The 26633-nt window shown below is 71.1% G+C and carries 23 protein-coding genes; 6 read left to right on the top strand and 17 right to left on the bottom strand.

Annotation, left to right across the window (positions count from 1 at the left end):
• Positions 1 to 20: 20 nt before the first annotated feature.
• Positions 21 to 1097 (bottom strand): GNAT family N-acetyltransferase, encoded by a 1077-nt coding sequence (locus HHX31_RS05425; RefSeq protein ID WP_169945713.1) that lies wholly within the window; start codon positions 1095 to 1097, stop codon positions 21 to 23.
• A gap of 196 nt (positions 1098 to 1293) precedes the next feature.
• On the opposite strand from HHX31_RS05425, the gene HHX31_RS05420 reads away from it, so the two are divergent.
• Positions 1294 to 2691, top strand: a complete 1398-nt coding sequence (locus HHX31_RS05420) for an FAD-binding oxidoreductase (RefSeq protein WP_169945711.1) — start codon at positions 1294 to 1296, stop codon at positions 2689 to 2691.
• Positions 2692 to 2883: 192 nt separating this feature from the next.
• The gene (locus tag HHX31_RS05415; RefSeq protein ID WP_169945709.1) at positions 2884 to 4491 is read left to right on the top strand and encodes an amidohydrolase; all 1608 of its coding nucleotides are present in this window, start codon (positions 2884 to 2886) and stop codon (positions 4489 to 4491) included.
• Positions 4492 to 4723: 232 nt separating this feature from the next.
• On the opposite strand, the gene HHX31_RS05410 is transcribed toward HHX31_RS05415, so the two are convergent.
• The 11 genes from HHX31_RS05410 to uvrA all read right to left on the bottom strand — a co-directional run bounded on the left by HHX31_RS05410 (position 4724) and on the right by uvrA (position 17720).
• Entirely contained in the window at positions 4724 to 5071 is a 348-nt protein-coding gene (locus tag HHX31_RS05410) for an RNA polymerase-binding protein RbpA (RefSeq protein WP_111699330.1), read from the bottom strand.
• 75 nt (positions 5072 to 5146) lie between these two features.
• Positions 5147 to 5377 carry a preprotein translocase subunit SecG gene (gene secG, locus HHX31_RS05405; protein WP_142572490.1) on the bottom strand — a complete coding sequence of 77 codons (231 nt, stop codon included), beginning with the start codon at positions 5375 to 5377 and terminating at the stop codon, positions 5147 to 5149.
• A gap of 124 nt (positions 5378 to 5501) precedes the next feature.
• Positions 5502 to 6281: a triose-phosphate isomerase gene (gene tpiA, locus HHX31_RS05400; RefSeq protein ID WP_169945707.1), complete on the bottom strand. Its 780-nt coding sequence runs from the start codon at positions 6279 to 6281 to the stop codon at positions 5502 to 5504.
• Positions 6282 to 7469 carry a phosphoglycerate kinase gene (locus HHX31_RS05395; protein WP_169945705.1) on the bottom strand — a complete coding sequence of 396 codons (1188 nt, stop codon included), beginning with the start codon at positions 7467 to 7469 and terminating at the stop codon, positions 6282 to 6284.
• The gene (gene gap, locus HHX31_RS05390; protein ID WP_169945703.1) at positions 7466 to 8473 is read right to left on the bottom strand and encodes a type I glyceraldehyde-3-phosphate dehydrogenase; all 1008 of its coding nucleotides are present in this window, start codon (positions 8471 to 8473) and stop codon (positions 7466 to 7468) included. Before gap ends, HHX31_RS05395 begins: the two co-directional genes overlap by 4 nt.
• 252 nt (positions 8474 to 8725) lie before the next feature.
• Complete coding sequence (gene whiA, locus HHX31_RS05385; RefSeq protein WP_169945701.1) at positions 8726 to 9706, bottom strand: DNA-binding protein WhiA; 981 nt, start codon at positions 9704 to 9706, stop codon at positions 8726 to 8728.
• Between the two features lie 63 nt (positions 9707 to 9769).
• Positions 9770 to 10729, bottom strand: a complete 960-nt coding sequence (yvcK, locus tag HHX31_RS05380; RefSeq protein WP_169945699.1) for a uridine diphosphate-N-acetylglucosamine-binding protein YvcK — start codon at positions 10727 to 10729, stop codon at positions 9770 to 9772.
• A gap of 316 nt (positions 10730 to 11045) precedes the next feature.
• A complete protein-coding gene (gene rapZ / locus HHX31_RS05375) occupies positions 11046 to 11915 on the bottom strand; it encodes an RNase adapter RapZ (RefSeq protein ID WP_169945697.1) in 870 nt (289 codons plus the stop codon).
• Positions 11916 to 12150: 235 nt separating this feature from the next.
• Entirely contained in the window at positions 12151 to 14109 is a 1959-nt protein-coding gene (gene uvrC / locus HHX31_RS05370) for an excinuclease ABC subunit UvrC (RefSeq protein ID WP_311931600.1), read from the bottom strand.
• Between the two features lie 158 nt (positions 14110 to 14267).
• Positions 14268 to 14714, bottom strand: coding sequence for a Rieske (2Fe-2S) protein (locus HHX31_RS05365; protein WP_169945693.1), 447 nt, complete (start codon positions 14712 to 14714; stop codon positions 14268 to 14270).
• A 165-nt stretch (positions 14715 to 14879) separates the two neighbouring features.
• Complete coding sequence (gene uvrA, locus HHX31_RS05360) at positions 14880 to 17720, bottom strand: excinuclease ABC subunit UvrA (protein WP_169945691.1); 2841 nt, start codon at positions 17718 to 17720, stop codon at positions 14880 to 14882.
• 263 nt (positions 17721 to 17983) lie between these two features.
• Here uvrA and HHX31_RS05355 point away from each other — a divergent pair, with 263 nt between their 5' ends.
• From HHX31_RS05355 to menC, 4 genes are all read left to right on the top strand, one after another.
• The gene (locus HHX31_RS05355) at positions 17984 to 18847 is read left to right on the top strand and encodes a maleylpyruvate isomerase family mycothiol-dependent enzyme (protein ID WP_169945689.1); all 864 of its coding nucleotides are present in this window, start codon (positions 17984 to 17986) and stop codon (positions 18845 to 18847) included.
• A complete protein-coding gene (locus tag HHX31_RS05350; protein WP_169945687.1) occupies positions 18844 to 19488 on the top strand; it encodes an MBL fold metallo-hydrolase in 645 nt (214 codons plus the stop codon). Before HHX31_RS05355 ends, HHX31_RS05350 begins: the two co-directional genes overlap by 4 nt.
• A gap of 112 nt (positions 19489 to 19600) precedes the next feature.
• Positions 19601 to 20992: a gluconate:H+ symporter gene (locus tag HHX31_RS05345; protein ID WP_169945685.1), complete on the top strand. Its 1392-nt coding sequence runs from the start codon at positions 19601 to 19603 to the stop codon at positions 20990 to 20992.
• Between the two features lie 54 nt (positions 20993 to 21046).
• Positions 21047 to 22147 (top strand): o-succinylbenzoate synthase, encoded by a 1101-nt coding sequence (gene menC, locus HHX31_RS05340; protein WP_169945683.1) that lies wholly within the window; start codon positions 21047 to 21049, stop codon positions 22145 to 22147.
• 12 nt (positions 22148 to 22159) lie between these two features.
• Here the strand turns inward: menC and HHX31_RS05335 are convergent, their stop codons facing one another.
• The 5 genes from HHX31_RS05335 to HHX31_RS05315 all read right to left on the bottom strand — a co-directional run bounded on the left by HHX31_RS05335 (position 22160) and on the right by HHX31_RS05315 (position 26589).
• Positions 22160 to 22456, bottom strand: coding sequence for a hypothetical protein (locus HHX31_RS05335; RefSeq protein WP_169945681.1), 297 nt, complete (start codon positions 22454 to 22456; stop codon positions 22160 to 22162).
• A gap of 100 nt (positions 22457 to 22556) precedes the next feature.
• Positions 22557 to 23396: a CDP-diacylglycerol--serine O-phosphatidyltransferase gene (gene pssA / locus HHX31_RS05330; protein WP_169945679.1), complete on the bottom strand. Its 840-nt coding sequence runs from the start codon at positions 23394 to 23396 to the stop codon at positions 22557 to 22559.
• Positions 23383 to 24042 carry a phosphatidylserine decarboxylase gene (locus HHX31_RS05325; protein WP_169947110.1) on the bottom strand — a complete coding sequence of 220 codons (660 nt, stop codon included), beginning with the start codon at positions 24040 to 24042 and terminating at the stop codon, positions 23383 to 23385. The genes pssA and HHX31_RS05325 overlap by 14 nt, the downstream gene beginning before the upstream one ends.
• 139 nt (positions 24043 to 24181) lie before the next feature.
• The gene (locus tag HHX31_RS05320; protein ID WP_169945677.1) at positions 24182 to 25195 is read right to left on the bottom strand and encodes a TerC family protein; all 1014 of its coding nucleotides are present in this window, start codon (positions 25193 to 25195) and stop codon (positions 24182 to 24184) included.
• 281 nt (positions 25196 to 25476) lie between these two features.
• The gene (locus tag HHX31_RS05315; protein WP_169945675.1) at positions 25477 to 26589 is read right to left on the bottom strand and encodes a glycosyltransferase family 4 protein; all 1113 of its coding nucleotides are present in this window, start codon (positions 26587 to 26589) and stop codon (positions 25477 to 25479) included.
• Between the last annotated feature and the right edge of the window lie 44 nt (positions 26590 to 26633).

Raw genomic sequence — 26633 nt, 5'->3', positions numbered from 1 at the left:
GAGGACCACCCGTGACGGCGTCAGCTCGGGGATGCCGTCGCCATCACGCCCACGGCGAGACGCGCCTCCATCACACCGGGATCATCGGTGGGGGAGAGCGTCGCGCCGAGGGAGCCGAGAAGCCTGCGCATGCGCGTGTTGTCCTGCAGGAGGGTCGCCCGCACCTCGGCGAAGCCGAGATCCCTCGCCTGGGCGAGGAGCATGCGGGCCAGGTGGGTGCCGAGCCCCCTGCCCTGCCAGCGGTCCTCCACCAGGAAGGCGATCTCCGCGATGCCGGGGTCGGGGGTGAACATCAGCGAGGCGAGCGCGACGACCTGGCCGTCGTGCCCGGCGACCAGCGACTGCCCGCGGGTGCGGTCGCACAGCCGGTCGAACAGGCGGGGCGGCAGGGTCGGGTTGGCGGTGAAGTAGCGGAACCTGCGCGTCTCGGGCGAGCAGCGCTCGTGCAGGTCGCGCAGCGCCTCGCGATACAGCGCGGTCAACGGCTTGACCTGCACCTCCGCGCCGTCGGCGAGCCGCGCCGGCCCCTCGGCCGCGGTCGGCTCGGCCGGCGGCTGCGCCAGCCTCACCATCGCGGCGGCGCGGGCCGCCTCGGTCAGAGTGAACGGCAGCCCCGAGCGGCGCAGCCTGATCGACCGCCGCGGCGCCACCGGCACCAGCAGCAGAGTCGGGTCGGGCAGCTCCACCGCGTCCGCCTCGTCCTGGTCTCCGCCCTCGTGCCGCGGGCGCACGGCGGTCGCGCCGTACACCCAGCGGGCGTCGTCGGCGCGCAGCAGTTCGCCCAGGATCTCCGGCAGACGCCAGGGCGCCGAGCGCAGCCGCGCGGCCAGCAGCAGCGTCCGCGTCGGCTCGTCGGTCAGCTCGTGCGCCGTGGCGGGGACGATCCGCACGCGTCTCCCACCGGCCGCCTCCAGCGCCTCGCGCACGGCCTCGGGGGAGGCGGGGATGTCGGTGACGAACTCGTCGACCGTGCCGTCCGTGTCCGGCTGCACCGAGAGACCCAGGATGTTGCCGCCCCTGTCGGCCAAAGCCGTCGCCAGCGACGCCAGCCGTCCAGGCCGCTCGTCCACGGTCGTACGAATCCGGAAGAACCCCATCGGTACCCGCTCCCTCCGTCGCGCTGGTACCCAGGGTGGCGGAACGCTGTTACGCGTTTGCTACACAGCGGTGAGCCAGTCGTTTCCTGTGGGTACGCGACGTTACGTCTACGGTTATCCGCATGAGTTCCACCGGATCCCCACGACATCCGTCGCCGAATGGCGGGATAAGCACGGATAGAGCAGGATATGCGCCATGACCGCTCCCCTGTCCCCCGGCTTCGTCAACGGTGAGGTGTCCTTCTGGTATCGGTCGCCCGGCGTCCCGGAGCCGGGAGAGCCGCTGGGCGGCGACCTGCGGGCCGACGTGGCCGTGGTCGGCGCGGGCTACACCGGGCTGTGGACCGCCTACTACCTGAAGAAGGCCGACCCGTCACTGCGGATCGTCGTGCTGGAGAAGGAGTTCGCCGGGTTCGGCGCGTCGGGACGCAACGGCGGCTGGCTGACCGGCGCGCTGGCCGGCTCGCCCGGCCGGTACGCGAAGACCCACGGCAGGGACGCGGCCCGGCGGCTGCAGCGCGCGATGTTCGAGACCGTCGACGAGGTCATCCGCGTCACTCGTGAGGAGGGCATCGACGCCGACGTGGTCAAGAGCGGCCTGCTCACGGTCGCCCGCGGCCCGGCGCAGACGCTGCGGTTGCGCGAGGAACTGACGGCGCAGCGCGAGTGGGGCTGGGACCGCGACGACGTCCGGCTGCTGACCCCAGGCGAGACGAACGACCGGCTGCGGGTGGCGGGCGCGACGGCGGCCACCTGGAGCCCGCACTGCGCCAGGATCCAGCCGGCCAAGCTCGTCCTCGGTCTCGCCCGTGCCGTGCGCGACCTCGGCGTCGAGATCTACGAGCGGACGCCCGTGACCGAGATCTCCCCCGGCCGGGCGGTCACGCCGTACGGGACGGTGCGGGCGGACCACGTGCTGCGCTGCACCGAGGGGTTCACCGCGACCATCGCCGGCCACCGGCGCGACTGGCTGCCGATGAACAGTTCCCTGATCGTCACCGCGCCGCTGCCCGAGCGGGTCTGGGCGGAGATCGGCTGGCAGGGCCGCGAACTGCTCGGCGACATGGCGCACTACTACATATACGCCCAGCGGACGGCCGACGACCGCATCGCCTTCGGCGGCCGCGGCAGGCCGTACCTGTACGGGTCGAGGATCGACGAGCGGGGCCGCACGCACCCCCGGACCGTCGACGCCCTGTGGGACCTGCTGGTCGCGTTCTTCCCCGCCGTCGCGGGGTCACGGGTGGAGCATGCCTGGTCGGGGGTGCTCGGCGTGCCGCGCGACTGGTGCTCCGCCGTCCACGTGGACCAGGCGACCGGCCTCGGCTGGGCGGGCGGCTACACGGGCCACGGTGTGACCACCACCAACCTCGCCGGGCGCACGCTGCGCGACCTCGTGCTGCGGCGCGACACCGAACTGACCCGCATGCCATGGGTGGACCGGCGCGTGCGCGCCTGGGAGCCCGAGCCGCTGCGCTGGCTCGGCGTCCACTCGATGTACCGTCTCTACCGCATGGCCGACGCCCGGGAGAGCAATGGCATGACCAGGACGTCCGTACTGGCCAGATTCGCCGACAAAATCACCGGCCACTAACCCCACCCCACACCCCCGCCGTGATCTTGCAGTTTGTCGCACGCATCCCCGCCGACCAGGCACGGAAGCCTTCGTGATCATGCACGATCATGCCCTGTACCCCGCCCCACCTGGGCGTATCGTTTCCGTGATCTCGCACTCGCCGTACGTTTCATCAGAAACGCCATTCACCAGAAAGAAGGCACCACACCCGTGAGCTCCACCCTCCTGTTCCGCGGCGGCCGCGCCTTCACCCGGGACGGTTTCGCCGAGGCGGTCCTCGTCCGCGACGGCGTCATCGCCGCCGTCGGCGCCGAGGCCGACCTCGTACGGCTCGCGCCGGCCGCCGAGCCGGTGGACCTCGCCGGCGGCCTGCTGACGCCGGGGTTCACCGACGCCCACATTCACCCCGTGCAGGCCGGGCTGGAGCGGGCCAAGTGCGACCTGTCCGAGGTGTACGGCCTCGACGCCTACACCACGATGATCGCCGGCTACGCGGCGCGGCATCCGGGCAGGGAGTGGATCGACGGCGGCGGCTGGGACATGTCGGCCTTCCCCGGCGGCCTCCCCCACCGGTCCCAGCTCGACTTCCTCGACCGCCCCGCGTACTTCGTGCAGCGCGACCACCACGCCGCCTGGGTCAACACGCGGGCCTTGGAGATAGCCGGGATCACGAAGGACACTCCCGACCCCGCCGACGGCCGCATCGAGCGCGACCCCGACGGCACACCGAGCGGCGTGCTGCACGAGGGCGCGATGGACCTCGTCGGCCTGCTCACCCCGCGCCCGGCCCCCGCCGACGTCGAAGCCGCCCTGATGGACGCGCAGGCCCACCTGTTCTCGCTCGGCGTCACCGGCTGGCAGGACGCCATCGTCGGCTCGTACGCGGGGTCGGACGACCAGCTTCCCGCCTACCTGGCCGCGGCCTCCTCCGGGCGGCTGAAGGCGCGGGTGGTCGGCGCCCTGTGGTGGGACCGCACCCGCGGCGCCGAGCAGATCCCGGAGCTGGTCGAGCGGCGCGCGCTGGCCAAGGGCCTGGACCGCTTCCGGGCGACGTCGGTGAAGATCATGCAGGACGGCATCCCGGAGAACTTCACCGCCGCCGTCATCGAGCCCTACTGCCGCTGCGGCGGCACCGGCCTGTCGTACGTCGACCCGGCGCTGCTCGGCGGGTACGTCAAGGAGCTCGACCGCCAGGGCTTCCAGGTGCACTTCCACGCCATCGGCGAGCGGGCGGTACGCGAGGCGCTCGACGCGCTGACCGGCACCGACCCCGCCAACCGCCACCACATCGCGCACGTGCAGATCATCACGCCGCAGGACGTGCCGCGCTTCGCCGAGCTGGGCGTCACGGCCAACCTCCAGGCGCTGTGGGCCACCCACCACCTGCAGATGGACGAGCTGTGCATCCCCTACCTGGGCGAGGAGCGCGCCTCCTGGCAGTACCCCTTCGCCGGGCTCGTACGGCACGGCACCCGCCTCGCCGGGGGCTCCGACTGGCCGGTCTCCTCGGCGAACCCGCTGGAGGCGATGCACGTGGCGGTCAACCGCACCGAGCCGGGCAGCTCGGTCCACGCGACGTACCCCACCGCGCAGACGCCGTTCCTGCCCGAGCAGAGCCTCGACCTGCGGACCATCATGACCGCCTACACCGAGGGATCGGCCTGGATCAACCGCTCCCCCGCCGGCGTCATCGAGGCGGGCCGCCCGGCCGACCTCGTCGTCCTCGACCGCGACCCCTTCGCCCTCGACCCGAAGGACATCTGGACCACCAAGGTGGCCATGACGTTCCTCGACGGCGAGCCGGTGCACGGCGGGTGACGGGTGAGCGCCCCGCGTGCGGCACGCGGGGCGCCCTGAGCAGCCGCCTGTCAGGTCAGGCGGGGACCGGTGTGGCCGGGAACGCGAAAGCCCGGAGCCGTAAGACTCCGGGCCTGTTCAGCGTGGGGCGTGTTCAGCGTGCCGGGACCGCTCGCGCGGCCCCGGGCACCCGGCTAATTCCGCGCCGCGGCTCGGTGAATCCGCAGCGACGCCGTCCGGGCGACCTGGGCGGTCAGTAGATCGGGCGGGAGGAGGAGCGCAGCCGCTCCAGCGCCTCGGCGAGGATCTGCGCGCCGTCCTTGTCGCTGCGACGCTCCTTCACGTACGCGAGGTGCGTCTTGTACGGCTCGTTCCTCGGCGGGGCGGGCGGGTTCGACTGATCCTGCCCGGCCGGCAGCCCGCACCGCGGGCAGTCCCAGAACTCCGGGACGGCCGCGTCGCTGGCGAAGCTCGGGCGCGTCTCGTGCATGTTGGCGCACCAGAACGGGACCCGCACACGGGGGGCGGCCTCGCCGCGTTCGGCCTCCCCCATGGGGCCGGCGCCGACTCGGCTGCCACGGATCGCGTTGCCACTACCCACCGAAGAACTCCTTGCTCGATCGCCCCGCGGACGGGGGAAGGTGAATCTTTGTCACGCGTGGCCGGAGCCCGTCCGCTACGGCTTGAGCAGCAGGCCCAGAGCGATGATGCAGACGAACCAGACGACGCCCGTGATGACCGTGAGGCGGTCCAGGTTGCGCTCCACCACGGACGAGCCGCCGAAGGACGACGTGAACCCACCTCCGAACAGGTCCGACAGACCGCCGCCCTTGCCCTTGTGGAGCAGGACGAGCAGCACCATCAGAGCGCTCGACAGGATGAGGGCGATGGAGATTCCGATTGTCACCGTAGACCTGTTCCTATGTCCGGGCGTGCACGACGCGTTGTGCACGATGCCATCGGCGTGACGATTCAATTGTGTTCTTCGAGGGTACGACCTGTTGTCAAGTCGCACCCCCCAAACGGCTCAGCTAGCCGGAGGTCTCGCCAAATCGGCAGATCTTGGCGAACTCCGCCGCGTCGAGGCTGGCCCCTCCCACGAGGGCGCCGTCGATGTCGGCCTCCGCCATGATGCCGGCGACGTTGTCCGACTTCACCGAGCCACCGTAAAGGATACGGACGACAGAGGCCACTTCGTCACCGTACAGCTCGGCGAGTCGCGTCCTGATGGCGCCGCAGACCTCCTGGGCGTCCTTCGGCGTCGCGACCTCGCCGGTGCCGATCGCCCAGACCGGCTCGTACGCGATCACGATGGACTTCACCTGTTCGGCGGGCACGCCCTCAAGCGCTCCGTCGAGCTGCGCCAGCGTGTGCTCGACGTGACGGCCCTCCTGGCGCACCGGCAGCCCCTCGCCCACGCACAGGATGGGCGTCAGCGAGTGCCGGTAGGCGGCCTTGACCTTGGCGTTGCACAGCGCCTCGTCCTCGGCGTGGTACTGCCGCCGCTCCGAGTGCCCCACGAGCGCGTAGGTGCAGCCGAGCTTGCTCAGCATCGCCCCGGAGATCTCCCCGGTGTACGCCCCCGAGTCCTTCGCCGACAGGTCCTGGGCGCCGTAGGCGATGCGGAGCTTGTCGGCGTCCACCAGGGTCTGCACGCTACGCAGGTCGGTGAACGGCGGAATGACCGCCACGTCCGCCTTGTCGTAGTCGCGGTCGGTCAGTGTGAACGCCAGCTTCTGCACCAGGTTGATGGCCTCGAGGTGGTTGAGGTTCATCTTCCAGTTGCCGGCGAACAGCGGCTTGCGAGCCATCTACTCCTCCAGCGCCGCGAGTCCGGGCAGCGTCTTGCCTTCGAGATACTCGAGGCTCGCGCCACCACCGGTGGAAATGTGTGAGAAGCCGTCTTCCGGCAGGCCGAGCTTGCGCACGGCCGCCGCCGAGTCACCACCGCCGACCACGGTGAACGCCTCGGAGCTCACCAGCGCCTCGGCCACCGCGCGGGTGCCGCCGGAGAACGCCTCGAACTCGAAAACGCCCATCGGGCCGTTCCAGAACACCGTGCGGGCGTCGGCCAGCTTCGAGGCGAACAGCTCCCGGGTGCGGGGGCCGATGTCCAGGCCCTCCCGGTCCGCCGGGATGGCGGTGGCGTCGACGACCTCGTACGGCGCGTCGGCGCCGAACTCCGTCGCGGCCAGCACGTCCACCGGCAGCACCAGCTCGACCCCGCGGGCGGCGGCCTCGTCGAGGAAGCCCCTGACCTGGTCGATCTGGTCCTCCTGGAGCAGCGACCTGCCCACCTCGTGGCCCTGGGACTTGAGGAAGGTGTAGGCCATGCCGCCGCCGATGAGCAGGCGGTCCACCTTGGACAGCAGGTTCGCGATCACGCCGAGCTTGTCGGAGACCTTCGCGCCGCCCAGCACGACGACGTACGGCCTGGCGAGGTCGTCGGTGAGCTTGCGCAGCACCTCCACCTCGGCGAGGACCAGGTCGCCGGCGGCGTGCGGCAGCCGCTTGGGCAGGTCGTAGACGCTGGCGTGCTTGCGGTGCACCGCGCCGAAACCGTCGCCGACGTAGAGCTCGGCCAGGGCGGCCAGCTTGCCGGCGAACTCGCCCCTGACCGCGTCGTCCTTGGACTCCTCGCCCGGCTCGAAGCGCAGGTTCTCCAGGAGGGCGACCTGCCCGTCCTGCAGGCCCGCCACCACGCTCTGCGCGGACTCGCCGACCACGTCGGAGGCGAACGCCACGTCCTCACCGAGCAGCTCGGCCAGCCGCCGGGAGACCGGGGCGAGCGAGTACTTCGGCGTGACGGAGCCCTTGGGCCGCCCGAGGTGGGCGGCGACGACGACCTTCGCGCCGCGCTCCACCAGCTTCTTGATCGTCGGCACCGACGCCCGGATGCGGCCGTCGTCGGTGATCGTCTCCCCGTCGAGGGGGACGTTGAGGTCGGCGCGCACGAACACGCGCCGGCCCTTCACGTCGAGCTCGTCGATTCCGATCATCGCAGGGAGGCGCCCACGTACTCGATGAGGTCCACGAGGCGGTTGGAGTAGCCCCACTCGTTGTCGTACCAGCCGACGACCTTGACCTGGTTGCCGATGACCTTGGTGAGGCCGGCGTCGAAGATGCAGGACGACGGGTCGGTGACGATGTCGCTGGAGACGATCTCGTCCTCGGTGTAGCTGAGGAAGCCCTTGAGGTAGCCCTCGGCGGCGGCCTTGAGCGCGGCGTTGACCTCCTCGACGGTGGTCTCGCGGCCGACCTCGACCGTGAGGTCGGTGGCCGAGCCCGTCGGGATCGGCACGCGCAGCGCGTAGCCGTCGAGCTTGCCCTTCAGCTCCGGCAGGACCAGGCCGATGGCCTTGGCGGCGCCGGTGGAGGTCGGGACGATGTTCAGCGCGGCGGCGCGGGCGCGGCGCAGGTCCTTGTGCGGGCCGTCCTGCAGGTTCTGGTCCTGCGTGTAGGCGTGGATGGTGGTCATCAGACCCTTCTCGATACCGAAGGTGTCGTTGATGACCTTGGCCATCGGGGCCAGGCAGTTGGTGGTGCAGGAGGCGTTGGAGATGATCGTGTGAGCCGCCGCGTCGTACTTGTCGTGGTTCACGCCCATGACGATCGTCACGTCTTCGTTCTTCGCCGGAGCGGAGATGATGACCTTCTTCGCGCCGTTGTCGGCGTGCACCTTCGCCTTGGTCGCGTCGGTGAACAGGCCGGTCGACTCGACGACGACGTCCACGCCGAGGTCGCCCCAGGGCAGCTTGGCGGGGTCGCGCTCGGCGAACGCCTTGATCGCCTTGCCGTCAACGGTGATCTCGTCCGCCGAGGCCTTCACCTCGTACGGCAGGCGGCCCAGGATGCTGTCGTACTTCAGCAGGTGGGCCAGCGTGGCGTTGTCAGTGAGGTCGTTGACGGCGACGATCTCAATGTCCTTGCCGCTGGCCGCCACAGCGCGCCAGAAGTTGCGGCCGATACGGCCGAAGCCGTTGACGCCTACGCGGATGCTCACGGATCCGATCTCCTCGTACGTCGTGCGCCGGGTACCGGCGCCAGGGCTGTGTTAAACCTCAATGACAGACCTTATCGGACCCAAATTGGTGTAGACCACCGGGCCGTGCTTTGACGGCGTGTCACGCCTGGCACGCCGATGAGCGGGCGCTTTCCCCGCCGCGTGGACCCCGCCGTACCCCCGTGCACACGGGACCGCAGGACCGGCGTGCGCGGCACGCGATCAGGCGGCCCGAAGGATCGAGACCGTCGCCTACTGGGCGAGCATGTCCGCGGTGAGGTTGGCCTCGGTGTTGGCGATCCCGAGGTCCTGCGCGCGCTTGTCGGCCATGGCGAGCAGCCGCCGGATGCGCCCGGCGATCGCGTCCTTGGTCAGCGGCGGGTCGGCGATCTGGCCGAGCTCCTCCAGGGACGCCTGCTTGTGCTCGACCCGCAGCCGGCCGGCGATCACCAGGTGCTCGGGCGCGTCCTCGCCCAGGATCTCCAGCGCCCGCTGCACCCTCGCCCCCGCGGCGACGGCCGCGCGGGCCGACCTGCGCAGGTTCGCGTCGTCGAAGTTGGCGAGGCGGTTGGCGGTGGCCCGCACCTCGCGGCGCATCCGCCGCTCCTCCCAGGCGAGCACGCTGTCGTGGGCGCCGAGCCGGGTCAGCAGCGCGCTGATCGCGTCGCCGTCGCGCACCACGACGCGGTCGACGCCGCGCACCTCGCGGGCCTTGGCGTGGATCTTGAGCCGGCGGGCCGAGCCGACCAGGGCGAGCGCCGCCTCCGGGCCCGGGCAGGTCACCTCCAGCGACATCGACCGGCCCGGCTCGGTCAGCGACCCGTGCGCGAGGAACGCGCCCCGCCAGGCCGCCTCGGCGTCGCAGGTGGCCCCGGAGACGACCTGCCTGGGCAGTCCCCGCACGGGACGCCCGTGGTTGTCGATCAGGCCGGTCTGCCTGGCCAGCGCCTCGCCGTCCCGGTAGACGCGCACGACGTAGCGTGAGCCCTTGCGCAGCCCGGCGGGGGCCAGGACCAGCACCTCGGCCTTGTGCCCGAAGACCTCGCCGATGTCCTTGATCAGCCTCCGGGCGGTGGCGTTGGTGTCGAGCTCGGCCTCGATCACGATGCGCCCGCCCACCAGGTGCAGCCCGCTGGCGAACCGCAGCAGCGTGGACACCTCCGCCTTCCGGCAGCATGGCTTGAGCACCGGAAGGCGGCTCAGCTCGTCTTTCACCACACCCGTCATGGCCATCAGCGCGTGTCCTCCCCCAAACAGACTCTGCCCGTCAGTCTCTCGCACCTTGTGAGCACGCGATCACCGCTTCTCGCGGAAAATCTCGTCCAGGACAGCGGCAAGACGTGGTCCGTCGTGCCGTGCGGATCCGTCAGAGGCGGCCACATCGGCCAAAACGACTCGGCCTCCCATGGACGACGCCGCCTTCTCCAGCGCCCCCGGGTCGGCGACCACCGCGCCGTCCGCGACCACCGCGTCGACGACCAGCGCGGGGGCGTGCTCCCTGAGCACCTCCAGGTGCCGTTCCGGCGAGAAGCCGTCGGTCTCCCCCGCCTGCGGCGCGAGATTGAGGATCACCAGCCGCCCGGCGCTCGTCTCGTGCAGCGCCCGTGCCAGTCCTGGCACCTTGAGGTGCGGCAGCACGCTGGTGAACCAGGAGCCGGGCCCGAACACCACCCAGTCGGCGGCCTCGATCGCCTCGATCGCCTGGGGGCAGGCCGGCGGGTCGGAGGGCAGCAGCGAGATGGAGCGCACCCGCCCGGGCGTCAGCGCGCAGGCGACCTGCCCGCGCACCGTCGTGATCGTGCCGTCCAGCTCGACCTCCGCCTGGATGTCGAGCGGGACGGAGGCCATGGGCAGCACCCTGCCGTGCGCGCCGAGCAGCCGGCCCACCCAGTCCAGGCCCGCTACGGGGTCCTCCAGCAGCTCCCAGAGCGCGACGATGAGGAGGTTGCCCACGGCGTGGCCGCGCAGCTCGCCCTCGCTGCCGAAACGGTGCTGGACGACCTCGCTCCAGGTCTTGCCCCACTCGTCGTCGCCGCACAGGGCCGCGAGCGCCATCCGCAGGTCACCGGGCGGCAGCACCCCCAGTTCGCGCCTGAGACGCCCGCTGGAGCCGCCGTCGTCGGCCACCGTCACCACGGCCGTCAGGTCGTCAGTGACGGTCCTGAGGGCCGACAGGGAGGCGTACAGGCCGTGACCGCCGCCGAGGGCGACGACCTTGGGACCGCTCGTGGCGGTCTCGAACCGCTGGGGGGACATCGGTCTGCCAGGGATAGGGGATTTCGGGGGCTGTGACTTCGGGGACTGTGACTTCGAGGGCTGTGGGGCGGCGGAGGGGTCCGCGGCTTCCGCGGCGGGGTCCTTCATCGTCCTCCTCGCCGCGCCACGGGCACCGCTCTGCGGAGCCGTGGCGCTCACGTCGTGCTGATCGTTCACGCCCTGCCGGTCGCCGCGTCCGGAGACGGGCCGCCACGGCCGCCCCCGCTGCCACGGCACGGGCCCGACCGGTCACGGGCCGGTGCCCGCCACCGTACGTCCTCACGGGAGCGCCCACACCGCGCGGCGGCCGAACGTGTCACTCCCGGCCGACGTCCCGGTGGCTGACCTGGACGTCCATGCCGCGCTCGCGCAGACGCGCGCCGAGTTGCTCGGCTATAGCCACGCTGCGGTGCTTGCCTCCGGTGCAGCCCACGGCGAGGGTCGCGTAACCCTTGCCCTCGCGCGTGTATCCGGCCGCCACCACCGCGAGGACCTCCTCGTATCCGTCGAGGAACTCCTTGGCTCCGGGCTGGCTGAGCACGTAGTCGCGCACGGGGACGTCGAGCCCGTTCATCGGCCGCAGTTCCGGCACCCAGTGGGGATTGGGCAGGAACCGGCAGTCCACGACGAGGTCGGCGTCGACCGGCAGGCCGTACTTGTAGCCGAAGGACACCACGTTCACCTTCAGGCCCGGCCGGTCCTCGCCGCCGAAGAACGACACGATCTTCTTACGCAGCTCGTGGACGTTCAGCAGGGACGTGTCGATGACGAGGTCGGCGTTGGCGCGGACCTCGCGCAGGATGCCGCGCTCACGGTCGATTCCGTCGACGAGCCGCCCGTCGCCCTGCAGCGGGTGGGGCCGCCTGACGTTCTCGAACCTGCGGACCAGTTCCTCGTCGCTCGCCTCGAGGAACACCACACGGACGCCGACGCCGCGCCCGTCGAGTTCCTCGATCGCCGCGTTGAGGTCGGTGGTGAAGGCGAGGCTGCGCACGTCGACCACGGCCGCGACGCGATCCGTCGCCATGTTCACCCGGCCCGCCTCCTCGGCGAGCGAGGACAGCAGCCCCGGCGGCAGGTTGTCGATCACGAACCAGCCGAGGTCCTCCAGAGACTTCGCGGCGGTGCTGCGTCCCGCCCCCGACATTCCCGTGATCACCACGAACGCCGGCTCAGTCGTGCTCATCACCCGCTCACCGCCCTGCCGCCCATGTCAGCCCGCCCAACGTCGGCCCCGCCGTCCGGCGCCCCGGCCAGCCCGGCCGCCGGGACCACACGAATCTCCCGCGGGGAGACTCCCTGGTGCCGGAGCATGGCACCTCTCCACCTGATCGCGCCACCGCCACGCCGGGCAACTCCCACGCTGCCCTGCCCGCCGCCCTTCCCGGGACGGGACATGCCTCAGCGCTCGCGCGGGCACCTCACACCCCCCGCTCCGCCGGGGACGGGCTCTCACCGTTCAGCGCCGCGACGATGGCCTCGGCGGTCGCGCGGCCGATGCCGGGGACCTCGCGGATCTCCTCCGCGCTCGCCTCCCGCAACCGCTTCACCGAGCCGAAGTGACGCAGCAGTGCCTGACGTCGTGCCGGGCCCAGGCCCGGCACCTGGTCGAGCACGCTCTCCTTGAGCGATTTCGACCTCTTCGTCCGATGGTAGGTGATGGCGAACCTATGTGCTTCGTCACGGACGCGTTGTAACAGGTAAAGGCCCTCGCTGCTGCGCGGCAGGATCACCGGCTGGTCGTCGCCGGGCAGCCACACCTCCTCCAGCCGCTTGGCCAGGCCGCACACCGCGACGTCGTCGATGCCGAGTTCGTCCAGGGCGCGCTGGGCGGCGGCGGCCTGAGCCGGGCCGCCGTCCACCACGACGAGGTTGGGCGGGTACGCGAACTTGCGGGGCCGGCCGGTCTCCGGGTCGATCGGCGTTCCCGCCACGGGACCGGCCCCCTCGCTCCCGGCCTCGTCCTCCGCCTCGGCGTCCAGCTCGCCCGTCGCCGCCCGTTCCTCCAGGTAGCGCTTGAACCGCCGGCAGATCACCTCGTATATCGAGGCCACGTCGCCTTCCGCGGTCCTGATGGAGAAGCGGCGGTACTCGCTCTTGCGGACCAGGCCGTCCTCGAAGACCACCATCGAGGCCACGACGTTCTCGCCCTGGATGTGCGACACGTCGTAGCACTCGATCCGCAGCGGCACCTGGTCGAGATCGAGGGCGTCGGCGATCTCCTGCAGCGCCCGGCTGCGCGTGGTCAGGTCGCTTGCGCGGCGCAGCTTGTGCTGGGCGAGCGACTCCTTGGCGTTGCGCTCCACCGTCTCCATGAGGCTCTTCTTGTCGCCACGCTGGGGAACGCGCAGGTCGACGCGGGAGCCCCGCTGCTCGCTCAGCAGTTCCACCAGCGCGGTCTCGTCCGGAGGCCGCGCAGGGACGAGGATCTCGCGGGGGATCGTCGCCTCGCCGTACATCTGGAGCAGGAACTGCTCGACCAGCTCGCCAGGGGTGGCCTCCTCGACCTTGTCCACCACCCAGCCGCGCTGCCCGCGGATCCGGCCGCCGCGCACGTAGAAGACCTGGACCGCCGCCTCCAGCGGGTCCTCCGCGAGGGCGATCACGTCGCAGTCGGTGTCGTCGCCGAGAACGACCGTCTGCTTCTCCAGGGCCCGCTGCAGCGCCTGGACGTCGTCCCGCAGCCGCGCGGCCCGCTCGTACTCCTCCACGGCCGCGGCGTCGCGCATCTCACGCTCCAGCCGCTTGATGAAGCGGCCGGTGTTGCCGGCCATGAAGTCGCAGAAGTCCTCGGCGAGGGCGCGATGCTCATCGGGGGTGACCCGGCCGACGCAGGGCGCGGAGCACTTGTCGATGTATCCCAGCAGGCAGGGACGGCCGATCTGCCCCGCCCGCTTGAAGACCCCCGCCGAGCACGTCCGCACGGGGAAGACGCGCAGCAGCAGGTCGACGGTCTCCCTGATGGCCCAGGCGTGCGAGTAGGGGCCGAAGTAGCGCGTGCCCTTCCGCCTGGCGCCGCGCATCACCTGCACCCGGGGGAAGTCGTCGCCCATCGTCACGGCCAGGTACGGGTACGACTTGTCGTCGCGGTACTTGACGTTGAACCTGGGGTCGAACTCCTTGATCCAGGAGTATTCGAGCTGGAGCGCCTCGACCTCGGTGCCGACCACCGTCCAGTCCACGGACGCCGCGGTCGTGAGCATGGTCTGCGTCCGCGGGTGCAGGCCGGCGAAGTCCGCGAAGTACGAGTTCAGCCGCTGCCGCAGGCTCTTCGCCTTGCCCACGTAGATCACCCGGCCGCCCGGGTCGCGGAAGCGATAGACGCCTGGCGACTCGGGGATCGATCCGGGCGCCGGTCGATAAGTTGCCGGATCCGCCACACGCAAAAGACTACTGGCCCCCGCCGACAATCCCGCGGTCCGCGCGGGCTCCGGTGCCATGGGAGGCGAGACCGCCTTTACGCTGTAGATCACCGCAGCGGCCCGGCCGGTTCCCGCCGGGGCCGCCGTCCGGCCGGACCGCGGCCCCCGCGTGATGCCTAGGCGAGGGTGATGCTGTCGCCGCTCACCTTGATGGCCTTCTCGGCCAGCGGCTGGGTGGCCGGTCCGTTGGTCACGGAGCCGTCCTTGGCGCTGAACTTGCTGCCGTGGCACGGGCAGACGATCTCGTTGCCCGAGACGCTGCCGACCGGGCAGCCCTGGTGGGTGCAGGTCGCGCTGAACGCCTTGAACGTGCCGGCCTCCGGCTGCGTGATCACGACGTCCTGGTCCTTGAAGACCTTGCCGCCGCCCTGGGGGATGTCGGAGGTCTTCGCGATCTCGCCACCGCCCTGTGCTCCCTGAGACTGGGCCGCCTGCGTCTGGCCGTCCTGGGACGTACCCTGGCCCGCCGACGTCGTGTCGTCCCCGCCGCACGCGCTCAGCGCCGCGGCCAGCCCGGCCCCCCCGGCGCCGAAGATCACGGCCCGGCGTGTCGTTTCCGTCATGCTCGTCCTTCCCTGATGTGGCGGCCCTGGACGTCCACGGGCCCCGGATCTTCCCCTTCGCGACGCGTCACCCTGTGTGCTCTCAGGTGCGGCCATCACCCCGTGGCCGGTCCGGGGTGACGCGGTCGGAAGCAGAAGAGTAGGGAGAGAACATGAGACGAATACTCATACGCCCAGAATCTTGCGGAGGAACACGCCGGTGTGGCTGTCCTCGACCCGGGCGATCTCCTCGGGCGTACCCGCGGCGACGACCCTGCCGCCGCCGGAGCCGCCTTCCGGGCCCATGTCGACGATCCAGTCCGCGGTCTTGATGACGTCGAGGTTGTGCTCGATGACGATCACGGTGTTGCCGGCGTCCACGAGCCGGTTGAGCACGCCGAGAAGCCGCCGGATGTCCTCGAAGTGCAGGCCGGTGGTGGGCTCGTCCAGCACGTACACCGTCCGGCCCGTCGACCGCCGCTGAAGCTCCGAGGCGAGCTTCACCCGCTGGGCCTCGCCGCCCGACAGCGTGGTCGCCGGCTGGCCGAGCCGTACGTAGCCGAGACCGACGTCGCTCAGCGTCTGCAGGTGCCGGCGGATGGCGGGGATCGCCTCGAAGAACGCCAGCGCCTCCTCGATCGGCATGTCGAGGACCTCGGAGATCGTCTTGCCCTTGTAGTGGACCTCCAGCGTCTCCCTGTTGTACCGGGCGCCGTGGCAGACCTCACACGGAACGTAGACGTCCGGCAGGAAGTTCATCTCGATCTTGATGGTGCCGTCGCCCGAGCAGGCCTCGCAGCGCCCGCCCTTGACGTTGAAGCTGAACCGGCCCTGCAGGTAGCCGCGGACCTTCGCCTCCGTGGTGGCGGCGAACAGCTTGCGCACGTGGTCGAAGACGCCCGTGTACGTGGCCGGGTTGGACCTCGGCGTACGGCCGATCGGCGACTGGTCGACGTGGACGACCTTGTCCACCAGATCGGTGCCGACCACCCGGGAGTGCCGTCCCGGCACGGTCTTCGCGCCGTTCAGCTCCTTGGCCAGCGCCGCGTAGAGGATGTCGTTGACCAGCGTCGACTTGCCCGACCCCGAGACGCCGGTGACCGCGGTGAACACGCCGAGCGGGAACTCGACGTCCACTCCCTTGAGGTTGTGCTCGCGGGCGCCCTTGACGACGAGCTGTCGCTTCCTGTCCCGCGGTCGCCGGATCTCCGGCACGGTGATCGCCTTGCGGCCCGACAGGTACGCCCCCGTCAGCGACTCCTCGCTGGCGAGCAACTCCTGGACGGTGCCGGACACGACGACCTGGCCGCCGTGCTCGCCCGCGCCCGGGCCGATGTCGACCACCCAGTCGGCCGCGGCGATCGTGTCCTCGTCGTGCTCGACCACGATCAGCGTGTTGCCCATGTCGCGCAGCCGGACCAGCGTCTCCAGCAGCCGCTGGTTGTCCCGCTGGTGCAGGCCGATGGACGGCTCGTCCAGCACGTACAGCACGCCCACGAGGCCGGAGCCGATCTGCGTGGCCAGCCTGATCCGCTGCGCCTCGCCACCGGCGAGCGTGCCGGCGGCGCGGTCGAGCGTGAGGTAGTCGAGGCCGACGTCGAGCAGGAAGCCCAGCCGGGCGTTGATCTCCTTGACCACCCGCTCCGCGATGTGCATGTCCCGCTCGGACAGCCGCAGGCCGGACAGGAACTTCGCGCAGTCGGCGATCGACATGCCCGACACCTCGGCGATCGAGGAGTCCCCGACGGTCACCGCCAGCGAGACCGGCTTGAGGCGGCGGCCCTTGCAGGCCGGGCAGGGCACCTCGCGCATGAAGCCCTCGAACCGCTCACGGCTGGCGTCGCTCTCCGACTCGGCGTGCCGGCGCTGCACCCAAGGGATCACGCCCTCGAAGTCGGTGTAGTAGGACCGCTGCCTGCCGTACCGGTTGCTGTAGCGGATGTGGACCTGCTCGTCGTGGCCGTGCAGGATCGCCTTCTGCGCCTTCTTGCCCAGCCGCTCCCATGGCGTGTCGAGGTCGAAGCCGAGCGTGTGGCCCAGGGCCTCCAGCAGCCGCACGAAGTAGTCGCTGGTGTGGCCGTTCGCCCACGGGCTGATCGCGCCGTCGCCGAGCGTGCGCTCGGGGTCGGGGACGACCAACTCTGGATCGACCTCCATGCGGGTGCCGAGGCCGGTGCACTCCGGGCAGGCGCCGAAGGGCGAGTTGAACGAGAACGACCGGGGCTCCAGCTCCTCGAACGACAGGTCGTCGTAGGGGCAGTAGAGGTGCTCGGAGTAGAAGCGCTCACGGTTGGGGTCGTCGTCCGGCAGGTCGACGAAGTCGAGCGTGATGGTGCCGCCGGACAGCTGCAGGGCGGTCTCGACCGAGTCGGTCAGCCTGCGCCGCGCGCTCTCCTTGACCGACAGACGGTCGACGATCACCTCGATGTCGTGCTTCTCGTACTTCTTGAGGGTCGGCGGCTCCTCCAGCCGCACGATCGTGCCGTCGACGCGAGCCCGGGCGTAGCCCTTGGTCTGCAGCTCGCGGAACAGCTCGGCGTACTCCCCCTTGCGCCCGCGGACGATCGGGGCGAGGACCTGGAACCGGGTGCCCTCCTCGAGTTCGAGCACCCGGTCCACGATCTGCTGCGGCGTCTGCCTGGCGATCGGGCGCGCGCACTGCGGGCAGTGCGGCTTGCCGATGCGCGCCCACAGCAGGCGCAGGTAGTCGTAGACCTCGGTGATCGTGCCGACGGTCGAGCGGGGGTTGCGGCTGGTGGACTTCTGGTCGATGGAGACGGCCGGGGACAGGCCCTCGATGAAGTCCACGTCGGGCTTGTCCATCTGACCGAGGAACTGCCGGGCGTACGCGGACAGGGACTCCACGTACCGCCGCTGCCCCTCGGCGAAGATCGTGTCGAAGGCCAGGCTCGACTTGCCGGAGCCCGACAGGCCGGTGAAGACGATCAGAGCGTCTCGCGGGAGGTCGAGCGAGACGTCCTTCAGATTGTGTTCGCGTGCGCCACGCACGATCAGGCGGTCAGCCACGGTGGTCCCGATAGGTCGATGAGGTGAATGGAGGTGCACGGGCAGGCTATCCACGGCCACCGACAATTTCGGGGGGCGTCGTCCGGCGGCCGGAGAGGGCGGCCCCGCGCGCTTCGTGGGACACGCTCCGTGAACCAGGGTATGAGCTTCGTCAAACCGGTGCCTGCCGTCCGCGGAAAACCCCTGCTCATACAACCGCCGCGAACGCCCCGCTCTTCCCCGCCCTGACGCGCCGGGGGCCGCCAGGGGCCATGATTCTCATCATGTCCGTCATCGACGAGATCGAGCGGGAGCTCACCGAGGCGACCGGGCGCCTGCTCGCGACCGCCGCCCGCCTCACCGACGAGGATCTCCGCGCGCCGTCCCTGCTGCCGGGCTGGACGAGGGGGCACGTGCTCACGCATGTCGCCCGCAACGCCGACAGCTACGTCAACCTGCTGTCCTGGGCGCGTACGGGGGTGCGCACCCCGCAGTACGCCTCGGCGGAGGCCCGCGAGGCCGGCGTCGAGGCGGGCGCGTCCCGCCCCGCCGCCGAGCAGCTCGCCGACCTCCGCGACAGCGCCGAGCGGTTCGCGGCGGCGTCCGGGCGGATGCCCGCCGAGGCGTGGACCGCGATGGTCTCGGCGATGGCGCCGCCCGAGCACCCCGCCTGGTACGTCCCCATCCGGCGGCTCAGGGAGGTCGAGGTGCACCACGCGGACCTCGGGGCAGGCTACGGATGGGCCGACTGGCCCGAGACGTACGTGAGGCGAGAACTGCACGACACGATGCTCTGGCTCGGCGGCGAGAGCCCGGTGGCCGAGGTCGTCGCCCTCGATCCGGGCACCGGCGAGGTCGTACGGGCCTGGACCGGCCTCGGCGACGGCCCCGCGGTGGAAGGCACGCCGCGCGAGCTGCTCGCGTGGCTCGCGGGCAGGACCGACGGCGCGGGCCTGCGCGTCGGCCCGCCGGCCGCGCGCGGCCGGGGCGACGCTCCCGCCGCGCGCCCGCTGCCTGACCCGGCCGTGCGGCCGCCGTCCCCGCCGCCATGGCCGAAGCCGTCCCCCGCGGGCCTGCCCGCGCGGCCACCGTCGTCCTGGCCTCCCGCAGGGAACCAGAGCCGGCAACCCAGAGAGGAACGAACATGACCTACACCGGAAACGTCGCCAAGGACGGGCCCGCCGACGTGCGGGAGGTCCCGGGGCTGACGATCTCGAAGATCGAGGTCGGCGACTTCGGCAACAACGCCTACCTGCTGCGGTGCGCGGAGACCGGCGACGGAGTCCTGATCGACGCGGCGGCCGAGCCCGACCGGCTGCTCGAGCTCATCGGCGACATGCCCATCAGCGCGATCGTGACCACCCACCGGCACCGCGACCACTGGATGGCGCTGGAGGAGGTGGCGCGGGCCACCGGGGCCCAGACCATCGCCCATCCGCTCGACGCCCCGGAACTGCCCGTGAAGGTGACCAGGGAGGTCGGGCACGGAGACCGGGTGACGGTCGGCGTGGTGACGCTGGACGTCATCCACCTGCGCGGCCACACCCCCGGCTCGATCGCGCTGCTCTACCAGGACCGCCACCTGTTCACCGGCGACTCCCTCTTCCCCGGCGGGGTCGGCAACACGCAGAAGGACCCGGCCCGGTTCGAGCAGCTGTTCACGGACGTGGTGGAACGGATCTTCGACCGCCTGCCCGACGAGACCTGGGTCTATCCCGGCCACGGCAAGGACACCACGCTCGGCGCCGAGCGGCCGCACCTGCCGGAGTGGAAGGCCCGCGGCTGGTGACGGACGCCGGCCGAGTCCCGGCGCGGGGATCACAGGGGGCGACGGGCTGAGGTGATTCGGAGGACTCCTGCGGGGCAGCGGCTACCGCACCGACCGTCGTAGGAGCCCCCGGATGACCCCCCTCGTGATTCCCCTCGCCGGCGCGGCCTCGTGGAGCGGCCACGACACCCGCCTGATCGTGGCCGCCCTGGCCGGCATCGCCGTCATCGTGCTGCTGATCACCAAGCTGCGGACCCACCCCTTCCTCGCCCTCGTGGTCGGCTCCGGCGTGCTCGGCGTGGTGGCCGGCATGGCCCCCGGCGACCTGATCGACAGCTTCTCCGCCGGTCTGGGCTCGACCGTGGCCGGAGTCGGCGTGCTCATCGCCCTCGGGGCGATGCTGGGCAAGCTCCTGGCCGATTCCGGCGGGGCCGACGAGATCGTCGACGGCATCCTGCGCCGCAGCGGCGACCGGTCGCTGCCGTGGGCGGTGACGCTGATCGCGGTGCTCATCGGGCTGCCGATGTTCTTCGAGATCGGCCTTGTCCTGCTGATCCCCGTCATCATGCTGGTGGCGCGGCGCAGCGGCCGTCCGCTGCTGCTGATCGCGGTCCCCGCCCTGGCGGGCCTGTCCGTCCTGCACGGCCTCGTCCCCCCGCATCCCGGGCCGCTGGTCGCGATCGACACGCTCAAGGCGGACCTCGGGCTCACGCTCGGGCTGGGCCTGCTGGTGGCGATCCCGACCGTGATCGTGTCCGGCCCGTTGTTCGCCAGGCTGGCCGCCCGGTGGGTACGGCCGGAGCCACCGGAGCGGCTCGAACGGGAGCAGACGCCGGAACCGGAGGACCGGGAACGTCCCCGCCCCGGCTTCGGCGTCACGGTGGCCACGATCCTGCTGCCGGTCGTGCTGATGCTGGGCCGGGCCGTCGTGGAGATCGTCCTGCCGGAGGACCACGCGGTGCGCACCCCGTTCGAGGTCCTCGGCACCCCGCTCATCGCCCTTCTCATCGGCGTGATCGTGGCGATGTTCACCCTGGGCCGCGCCGCGGGCTTCGGCCGGGCCCGGATCTCCTCGGCGATCTCCGACTCGCTGCCGCCGATCGCCGGGATCCTGCTCATCGTCGGCGCGGGCGGCGGGTTCAAGCAGACGCTGGTCGACTCGGGCGTCGGCAAGGTCATCGGCGAGGCGGCGCAGGGCGCGAACATACCCGTGCTGGTGCTCGGCTGGCTCATCGCCGTCGGCATCCGGCTGGCCACCGGTTCCGCGACGGTCGCCACGATCTCCGCCGCCGGGATCGCCGCGCCGCTGGCCGCCGGTCAGCCCCCCGCCCAGGTCGCCCTGCTCGTGCTCGCCATCGGCGCGGGCTCCCTGTTCTTCTCCCACGTGAACGACGCCGGGTTCTGGCTGGTCAAGGAGTATCTCGGGATGACCGTCGGCGAGACCGTCAGAACCTGGTCGATCATGGAGACGATCATCTCCGTGGTGTCGTTCTGCTGCGTGCTCCTGCTCGGGCTGGTGGTCTGAGACCTCCGTATAGTGAACGGCGCACATCGTCCTTCCCCTGGAGCCCGGCACCTCATGGAGATCACTGGAATCGAGCTGCGCCGGATCGCGATGCCGCTCGTCGCGCCGTTCCGCACGTCGTTCGGCACCGAGACCGCGCGCGACGTCCTGCTGGTGCGGGTGGTGACGCCGGAGGCCGAGGGCTGGGGCGAGTGCGTCGCGATGTCCGAGCCGCTCTACTCCTCCGAGTACGTGGACGCGGCGGCCGACGTGCTGCGCCGTTTCCTCGTCCCCGCGCTCCCCCGCGGGCTGGACCCCCAGGCCGTCGGTCCCGCCCTCGCGCCGTTCAAGGGCCACCGGATGGCCAAGGCGGCGCTGGAGGCGGCGGTGCTCGACGCGTCGCTCCGGCTCGCCGGCGAGTCGTTCGCCCGGTTCCTCGGCGCCACCCGCGACCGTGTCCCCTGCGGGGTCTCTGTCGGGATCATGGGCTCGGTGCCCGAGTTGCTGGACACCGTCGGGGCGTACGTCGAGGAGGGGTACGTCCGGGTCAAGCTGAAGATCGAGCCGGGATGGGACGTGGCGCCGGTCCGCGCGGTCCGCGAGCGGTTCGGGGAGGAACTGCTGCTCCAGGTGGACGCCAACGCGGCCTACACTCTCGCCGACGCCCGGCATCTGGCCCGGCTGGACGACTTCGACCTGCTGCTGATCGAGCAGCCGCTGGCCGACGACGACCTCGTGCAGCACGCCAGGCTCGCCCGGTCGATCCGCACCCCGATCTGCCTGGACGAGTCGATCGAGTCGGCGGCCCACGCGGCGGCGGCGATCAGCCTCGGCGCGTGCTCGGTGATCAACATCAAGCCGGGGCGGGTCGGCGGTTATCTCGAGGCGCGGCGCATCCACGACCTGTGCCGCGCACACGGCGTCGCGGTCTGGTGCGGCGGCATGCTGGAGACCGGCATCGGACGTGCGGCCAACGTCGCGCTGGCCGCGCTGCCCGGTTTCACGCTGCCGGGCGACACCTCCGCCTCCCGGCGCTACTTCCACACCGACGTGACCCCGCCGTTCGAGCTCGACGGCGGGCACCTCGCCGTGCCGTACGGCCCGGGACTGGGGGTGGACCCCCTCCCTGACGTCCTGGACGAGGTCACCACGGCGACGGAGTGGATCCGCCTGTGACAGGGAAGCCCGTCAGGCGTCGCCGAGGGCGGGATGCGGCCGGGGCTCGCCGGTGGTGAAGACCTTCACGATGCGGTCGGCCGCCAGCGCGGGCTCCTCCGCGCTCTCCACCACGTCGCCCCAGGACCAGCGGTAGAACCAGCCGTCCGCCATCGCGACGCAGTCGACGGTCTCAGTGAACAGCGCCGCGTCGGGGTCGCGGACCTTCAGGGACGGCGGGTCGGGGCGCAGGGACGCCTCCAGCCCTCGTAGCTCAAGCTCCCGGGCCAGTTTGCCGAGGAAGTACGTCCGGGTGTGCTCACGAGGCATGGCGACCAGGGCTCCATTGGACTAGGCGTTTTCTCCACGTGATTGGCCGGGCCCAAGAAGGCGGGCCCCAGCCGACCGGGGCCCTGTCCGTGCGACGACGTCAGCCCGCGTTCTCCGAGCGTCGTTCCCTGCGCTGCTGCTGTTTGAACATGAGAACCCGAAGCGGAATGGCGGAGACGATCGCGATCTGCATGGTGGCGCCCACCTTGATGAGCTGGTCGCCGCCGGCGAGGCCGGCCGCCCAGATCGTCAGGCACGCCACGTTGATCAGCATCCAGGCCAGCACGACGGCGGCCAGGTTGCCCTTCGGCTTGGGATACTCGATGCGGCTGACCATCAGCCAGGCCACACCGAAGATGGCGGCGATCGTGACGTAGTTCGGCTGGAAGAGCAGCACGATCGACACCACGGTCATGGCGCCCATCGGGATCGGCAGTCCCATGAAGTCGCCACTCTTGGTCTTCACACAGGCGAACCTGGCCAGCCGTACGACGCCGGCGATCAGGACGGACCCGGCCGCACACAACACCAGCCACAACGGGAGCTTGCCGGAGAAACCGGCCCAGATCATCACCATGAAGGCGGGCGCGAAGCCGAAGCTGATCACGTCGGCGAGGTTGTCCAGTTCTGCGCCCATCGCGGACGCGCGGAACTTCCTCGCCACCAGGCCGTCGAACAGGTCGCAGGTCGCGCCGATGAGCAGCAGCACCACGGCCGTGCCGAAGAACCGCGGGTCGGGGGCGAACTTGCCGCTGGCCTGCAGGTCGCTGATCGCCGACCAGGCGAGCACGCAGACGGCGAGGAACCCGCTGAGCGCGTTGCCGAGCGAGAGCGAGTCTGCGGCAGACAGGCGGAAGGCCTTGCCGACGGGCCCGCGTGGCTCGTCCGCCGCCTCCTCCACCGGCCAGGAGGCTTCGGCTCCGAGGTCAGACGTGGTCAAGGCGCGTCACCCCCGCGACGGTCCTGGTGCCGACGGTGACCGCCGGCCTGATTCCCTCGGGCAGGTAGACGTCCACCCGGGAGCCGAAACGGATGAGCCCGACCCGTTCGCCCTGGAGGACCTTCGCCCCCGCGAACAGGTACGGCACGATGCGGCGCGCGACGGCTCCGGCGATCTGCACCATCTCGATGTCACCGAGCACGGTGTCGAAATGCCAGACGACACGCTCGTTCTGGTCGCTGTCCTTGTTGAACGCGGGCACGAAGCCGCCGGGCACGTGCTCGACGGAGAGGACGGTGCCTGCCGCCGGCGCCCGGTTGACGTGCACGTTGAGCGGGCTCATGAAGATCGCGACCCGGGTGCGGCCGTCCGGCCAGGGGTCGATGCTCTGCACGACGCCGTCGGCGGGAGAGATGAGCCTGCCCTCGCCTGCGACGCGCTCGGGATCGCGGAAGAACCACAGCATCCCGCCGGTCAGTGCGGCGAGTGGCGCCGCGGCCAGCGCCCAACGGGGCGACCTGCGAGTAAGGACGGCGGTGACGGCCGCCGCGGCGGCGGTCGGAGCCAGCCACGGGGACACCCCGCGTGCGAGCCTGACTCGTCCCCGGGCACTTTGCGCGGGCCCGAATTCAGGGCCGCGGGGCAACGATTCGTTGGACACAGATGACCTTTGTACTCTTCTGGCGACTATGGACCGGCATACGAGCTAACGATCGATATTACCGATTCGGCAGTCAATGCGTGGCACAACGAGAATAAGCAAACAGGGTGAGTGCCCGTTTTCGCTAGCCCTGCGGAGCTTCCGCCTGAGAGGCCTCCGACTGTGAGGCTCCCCCCGGAGTGCTGGTCCTGTCGACGCGGCGCGCCCTGACGAGACTGGCGACGGTGGTCACGGTCATGGTCACACCGATGACCGCCAGCGAGACCCAGATGGGGATCTGGGGAGCCCAGGAGACCTCGTTCTCGTGGAGTGCTTCGAGAATCAGCTTAACCCCGATGAAACCGAGGATGAACGCCAATCCGTAGCTGATGTAGACGAGCCGCTGCAGCAGACCACCGAGCAGGAAGTAGAGCTGACGCAGTCCCATCAGGGCGAACGCGTTCGCCGAGAAGACGACGAAGGCCGACTTCGTGAGGCCGAAGATGGCCGGAATCGAGTCGAGGGCGAACAGCAGGTCGGTGGTCCCGATGGCGATCATCACGATCAGCATGGGCGTGACCATGCGCCTGCCGTCCACCCGCACGGTCACCCGGGAGCCGACGTAGTCGGGGGTGGTCGGGAAGACCCGCCGCGCCCAGCGCAGGAGGATGTTCTCGCTGAACTCCTCGTCGGCCTTGTTGTGGTCCCGGATCAGCGTGTACGCCGTGTAGATCAGGAAGACCCCGAACACGTACAGCAGCCAGCCGAAACGGCTCAGCGCGGCGGCCCCGATGGCGATGAAGATCCCGCGCATGACGAGCGCGAGGACGATGCCCACGAGCAGGACCTTGTGCTGGTAGATCCGGGGGACCCCGAAGCGGGTCATGATGATGTAGAAGACGAACAGGTTGTCGACGCTGAGGCTGTACTCCGTCAGATAGCCCGCGAAGAACTCGCCACCGGTCCCCGGGCCCTCCCAGATCGTCAACCCGATGCCGAACAGCACCGCCAGGGAGACGTAGAAGCCCACCCAGATGCTGGCCTGCCGCATCGAGAACTCGCGGGGCTCACCACGGTCGACGATCCACAGGTCGACCGCGAGCACAACGAGAAGACCCACGATGACCAGGGCCCACAACCATACTGGGGCATGTACCACGACGACCTCCGGCGCGCGCGCTGAACACACTGCCGGAGGTCTCTCCCGCCCGTACGCGAAGGACGGACCGACGGCCCCGGGTGCATACACCGTGATGACGGAACCGCCGCGAAGGGATACTCCCCCCCAACCCGTTCAGTATAGGGATCAGGCCTGGCCTCACCTAATCCTCGCCGGAACACCGGCGATCCCGGGCCGAAACCCGCAGACTCACCGGGCCGATGGACTTCTCTGGCCCGCGCGAGAGGGTGCTCGCACCCTCCCGCCACCCCCGGTCGCTCCTAGGAGGCGAGCCCGTACGCCCTCAGCACCGCGCGCAGCGCCGCGTCCTCGTCGGGCAGTTCCCCGCCCCGCCGTACGGACGCCTCGGCCAGGCGGGCGGCCAGGGCGGGATCGCCGAGCAGGCGGCCGATCTCCCGGCTCAGCGCGCCCGGGTCCTGCGGCGGCACCAGCAGGGCCGCCTCGCCCACCATCTCCGGGATGCCGCCGACCCGTGTCGCGATGACCGGCCTGCCCGCCCGCAGCGCCTCCTGGACGCTCAGCGGCTGCCCTTCCCACCTGCTGGGCACGATCACCGCCGTCGCGACCTGGAGCAGGTCGGCCGGGTCGGCCCAGCCGTACAGCACCACGGGCAGTTCCTCGGCGTCGACGCGGGCCTGAAGCTCCGCCCGCAACGGCCCGTCGCCCGCGACCACGAAGACCGGGTCCCCCTTGTACGGCCCGGCCGCCGCGTCGAGCAGCGTCTCCAGGCCCTTCTGCTGGGCCAGCCGGGCGACCGTGAGCAGGATCGGCCGCTCCCGCGCGGCCCGCGTCGGGTGCGCCGCGCCGGGCAGCCGGGCGGCGATCTCGGCCCGCACCTTGTCCGCCGGACGGCCCGGTTCCGCGAGCGGCGGCGCGGGCACCACCGCGAGGTCCACCCCCTGGGCGCCCCTCGCCCGCATGCGCTCCGCGACGTCCGGCGAGATCGCCAGAACGCGGTCCGCGCGCCGGGCCACGATCCGTTCCAGCAGGCGGTAGACCATCCCGATCGCGCCGCCCGCCGTGACCGCGTTGTGCAGGGTGACCACGAGACGCGGCCACCCCCGCGACCCGGTGAGCGCCAGCGCGGCCAGCGCCCCGGACCGAAGTCCGTGGGCGTGGACGACGTCGGCGCCGCGGGCGAGCCTGCGCAGGCGCAGCACGGTCCGCAGGTCGTGCGCCGGGTGCGGCCGGTCGGCGATCTCCACCTCGGCGAAGCCCGCGCCCGCGCCGGTGAAGCCGAAGGCCTCCTCGGTGCCGCCGGGACCCGCGACCAGCACCCGGTGACCCCGCGCGGCCAGCCCCCCGGCGAGCATCCGCACGTGCCTGCCCACGCCACCCATGCTCGACCCGAGCACGAGCACTATCCGGCCCATGTCCGCTCCTCGCCCGCGGCCGGGAGCCCGGTCGTGCGTGGAGC

Source organism: Microbispora sp. H11081, assembly GCF_012999535.1.
Taxonomy (GTDB): Bacteria; Actinomycetota; Actinomycetes; order Streptosporangiales; family Streptosporangiaceae; genus Microbispora.
This window is presented reverse-complemented; position numbering and strand designations above follow the sequence as displayed.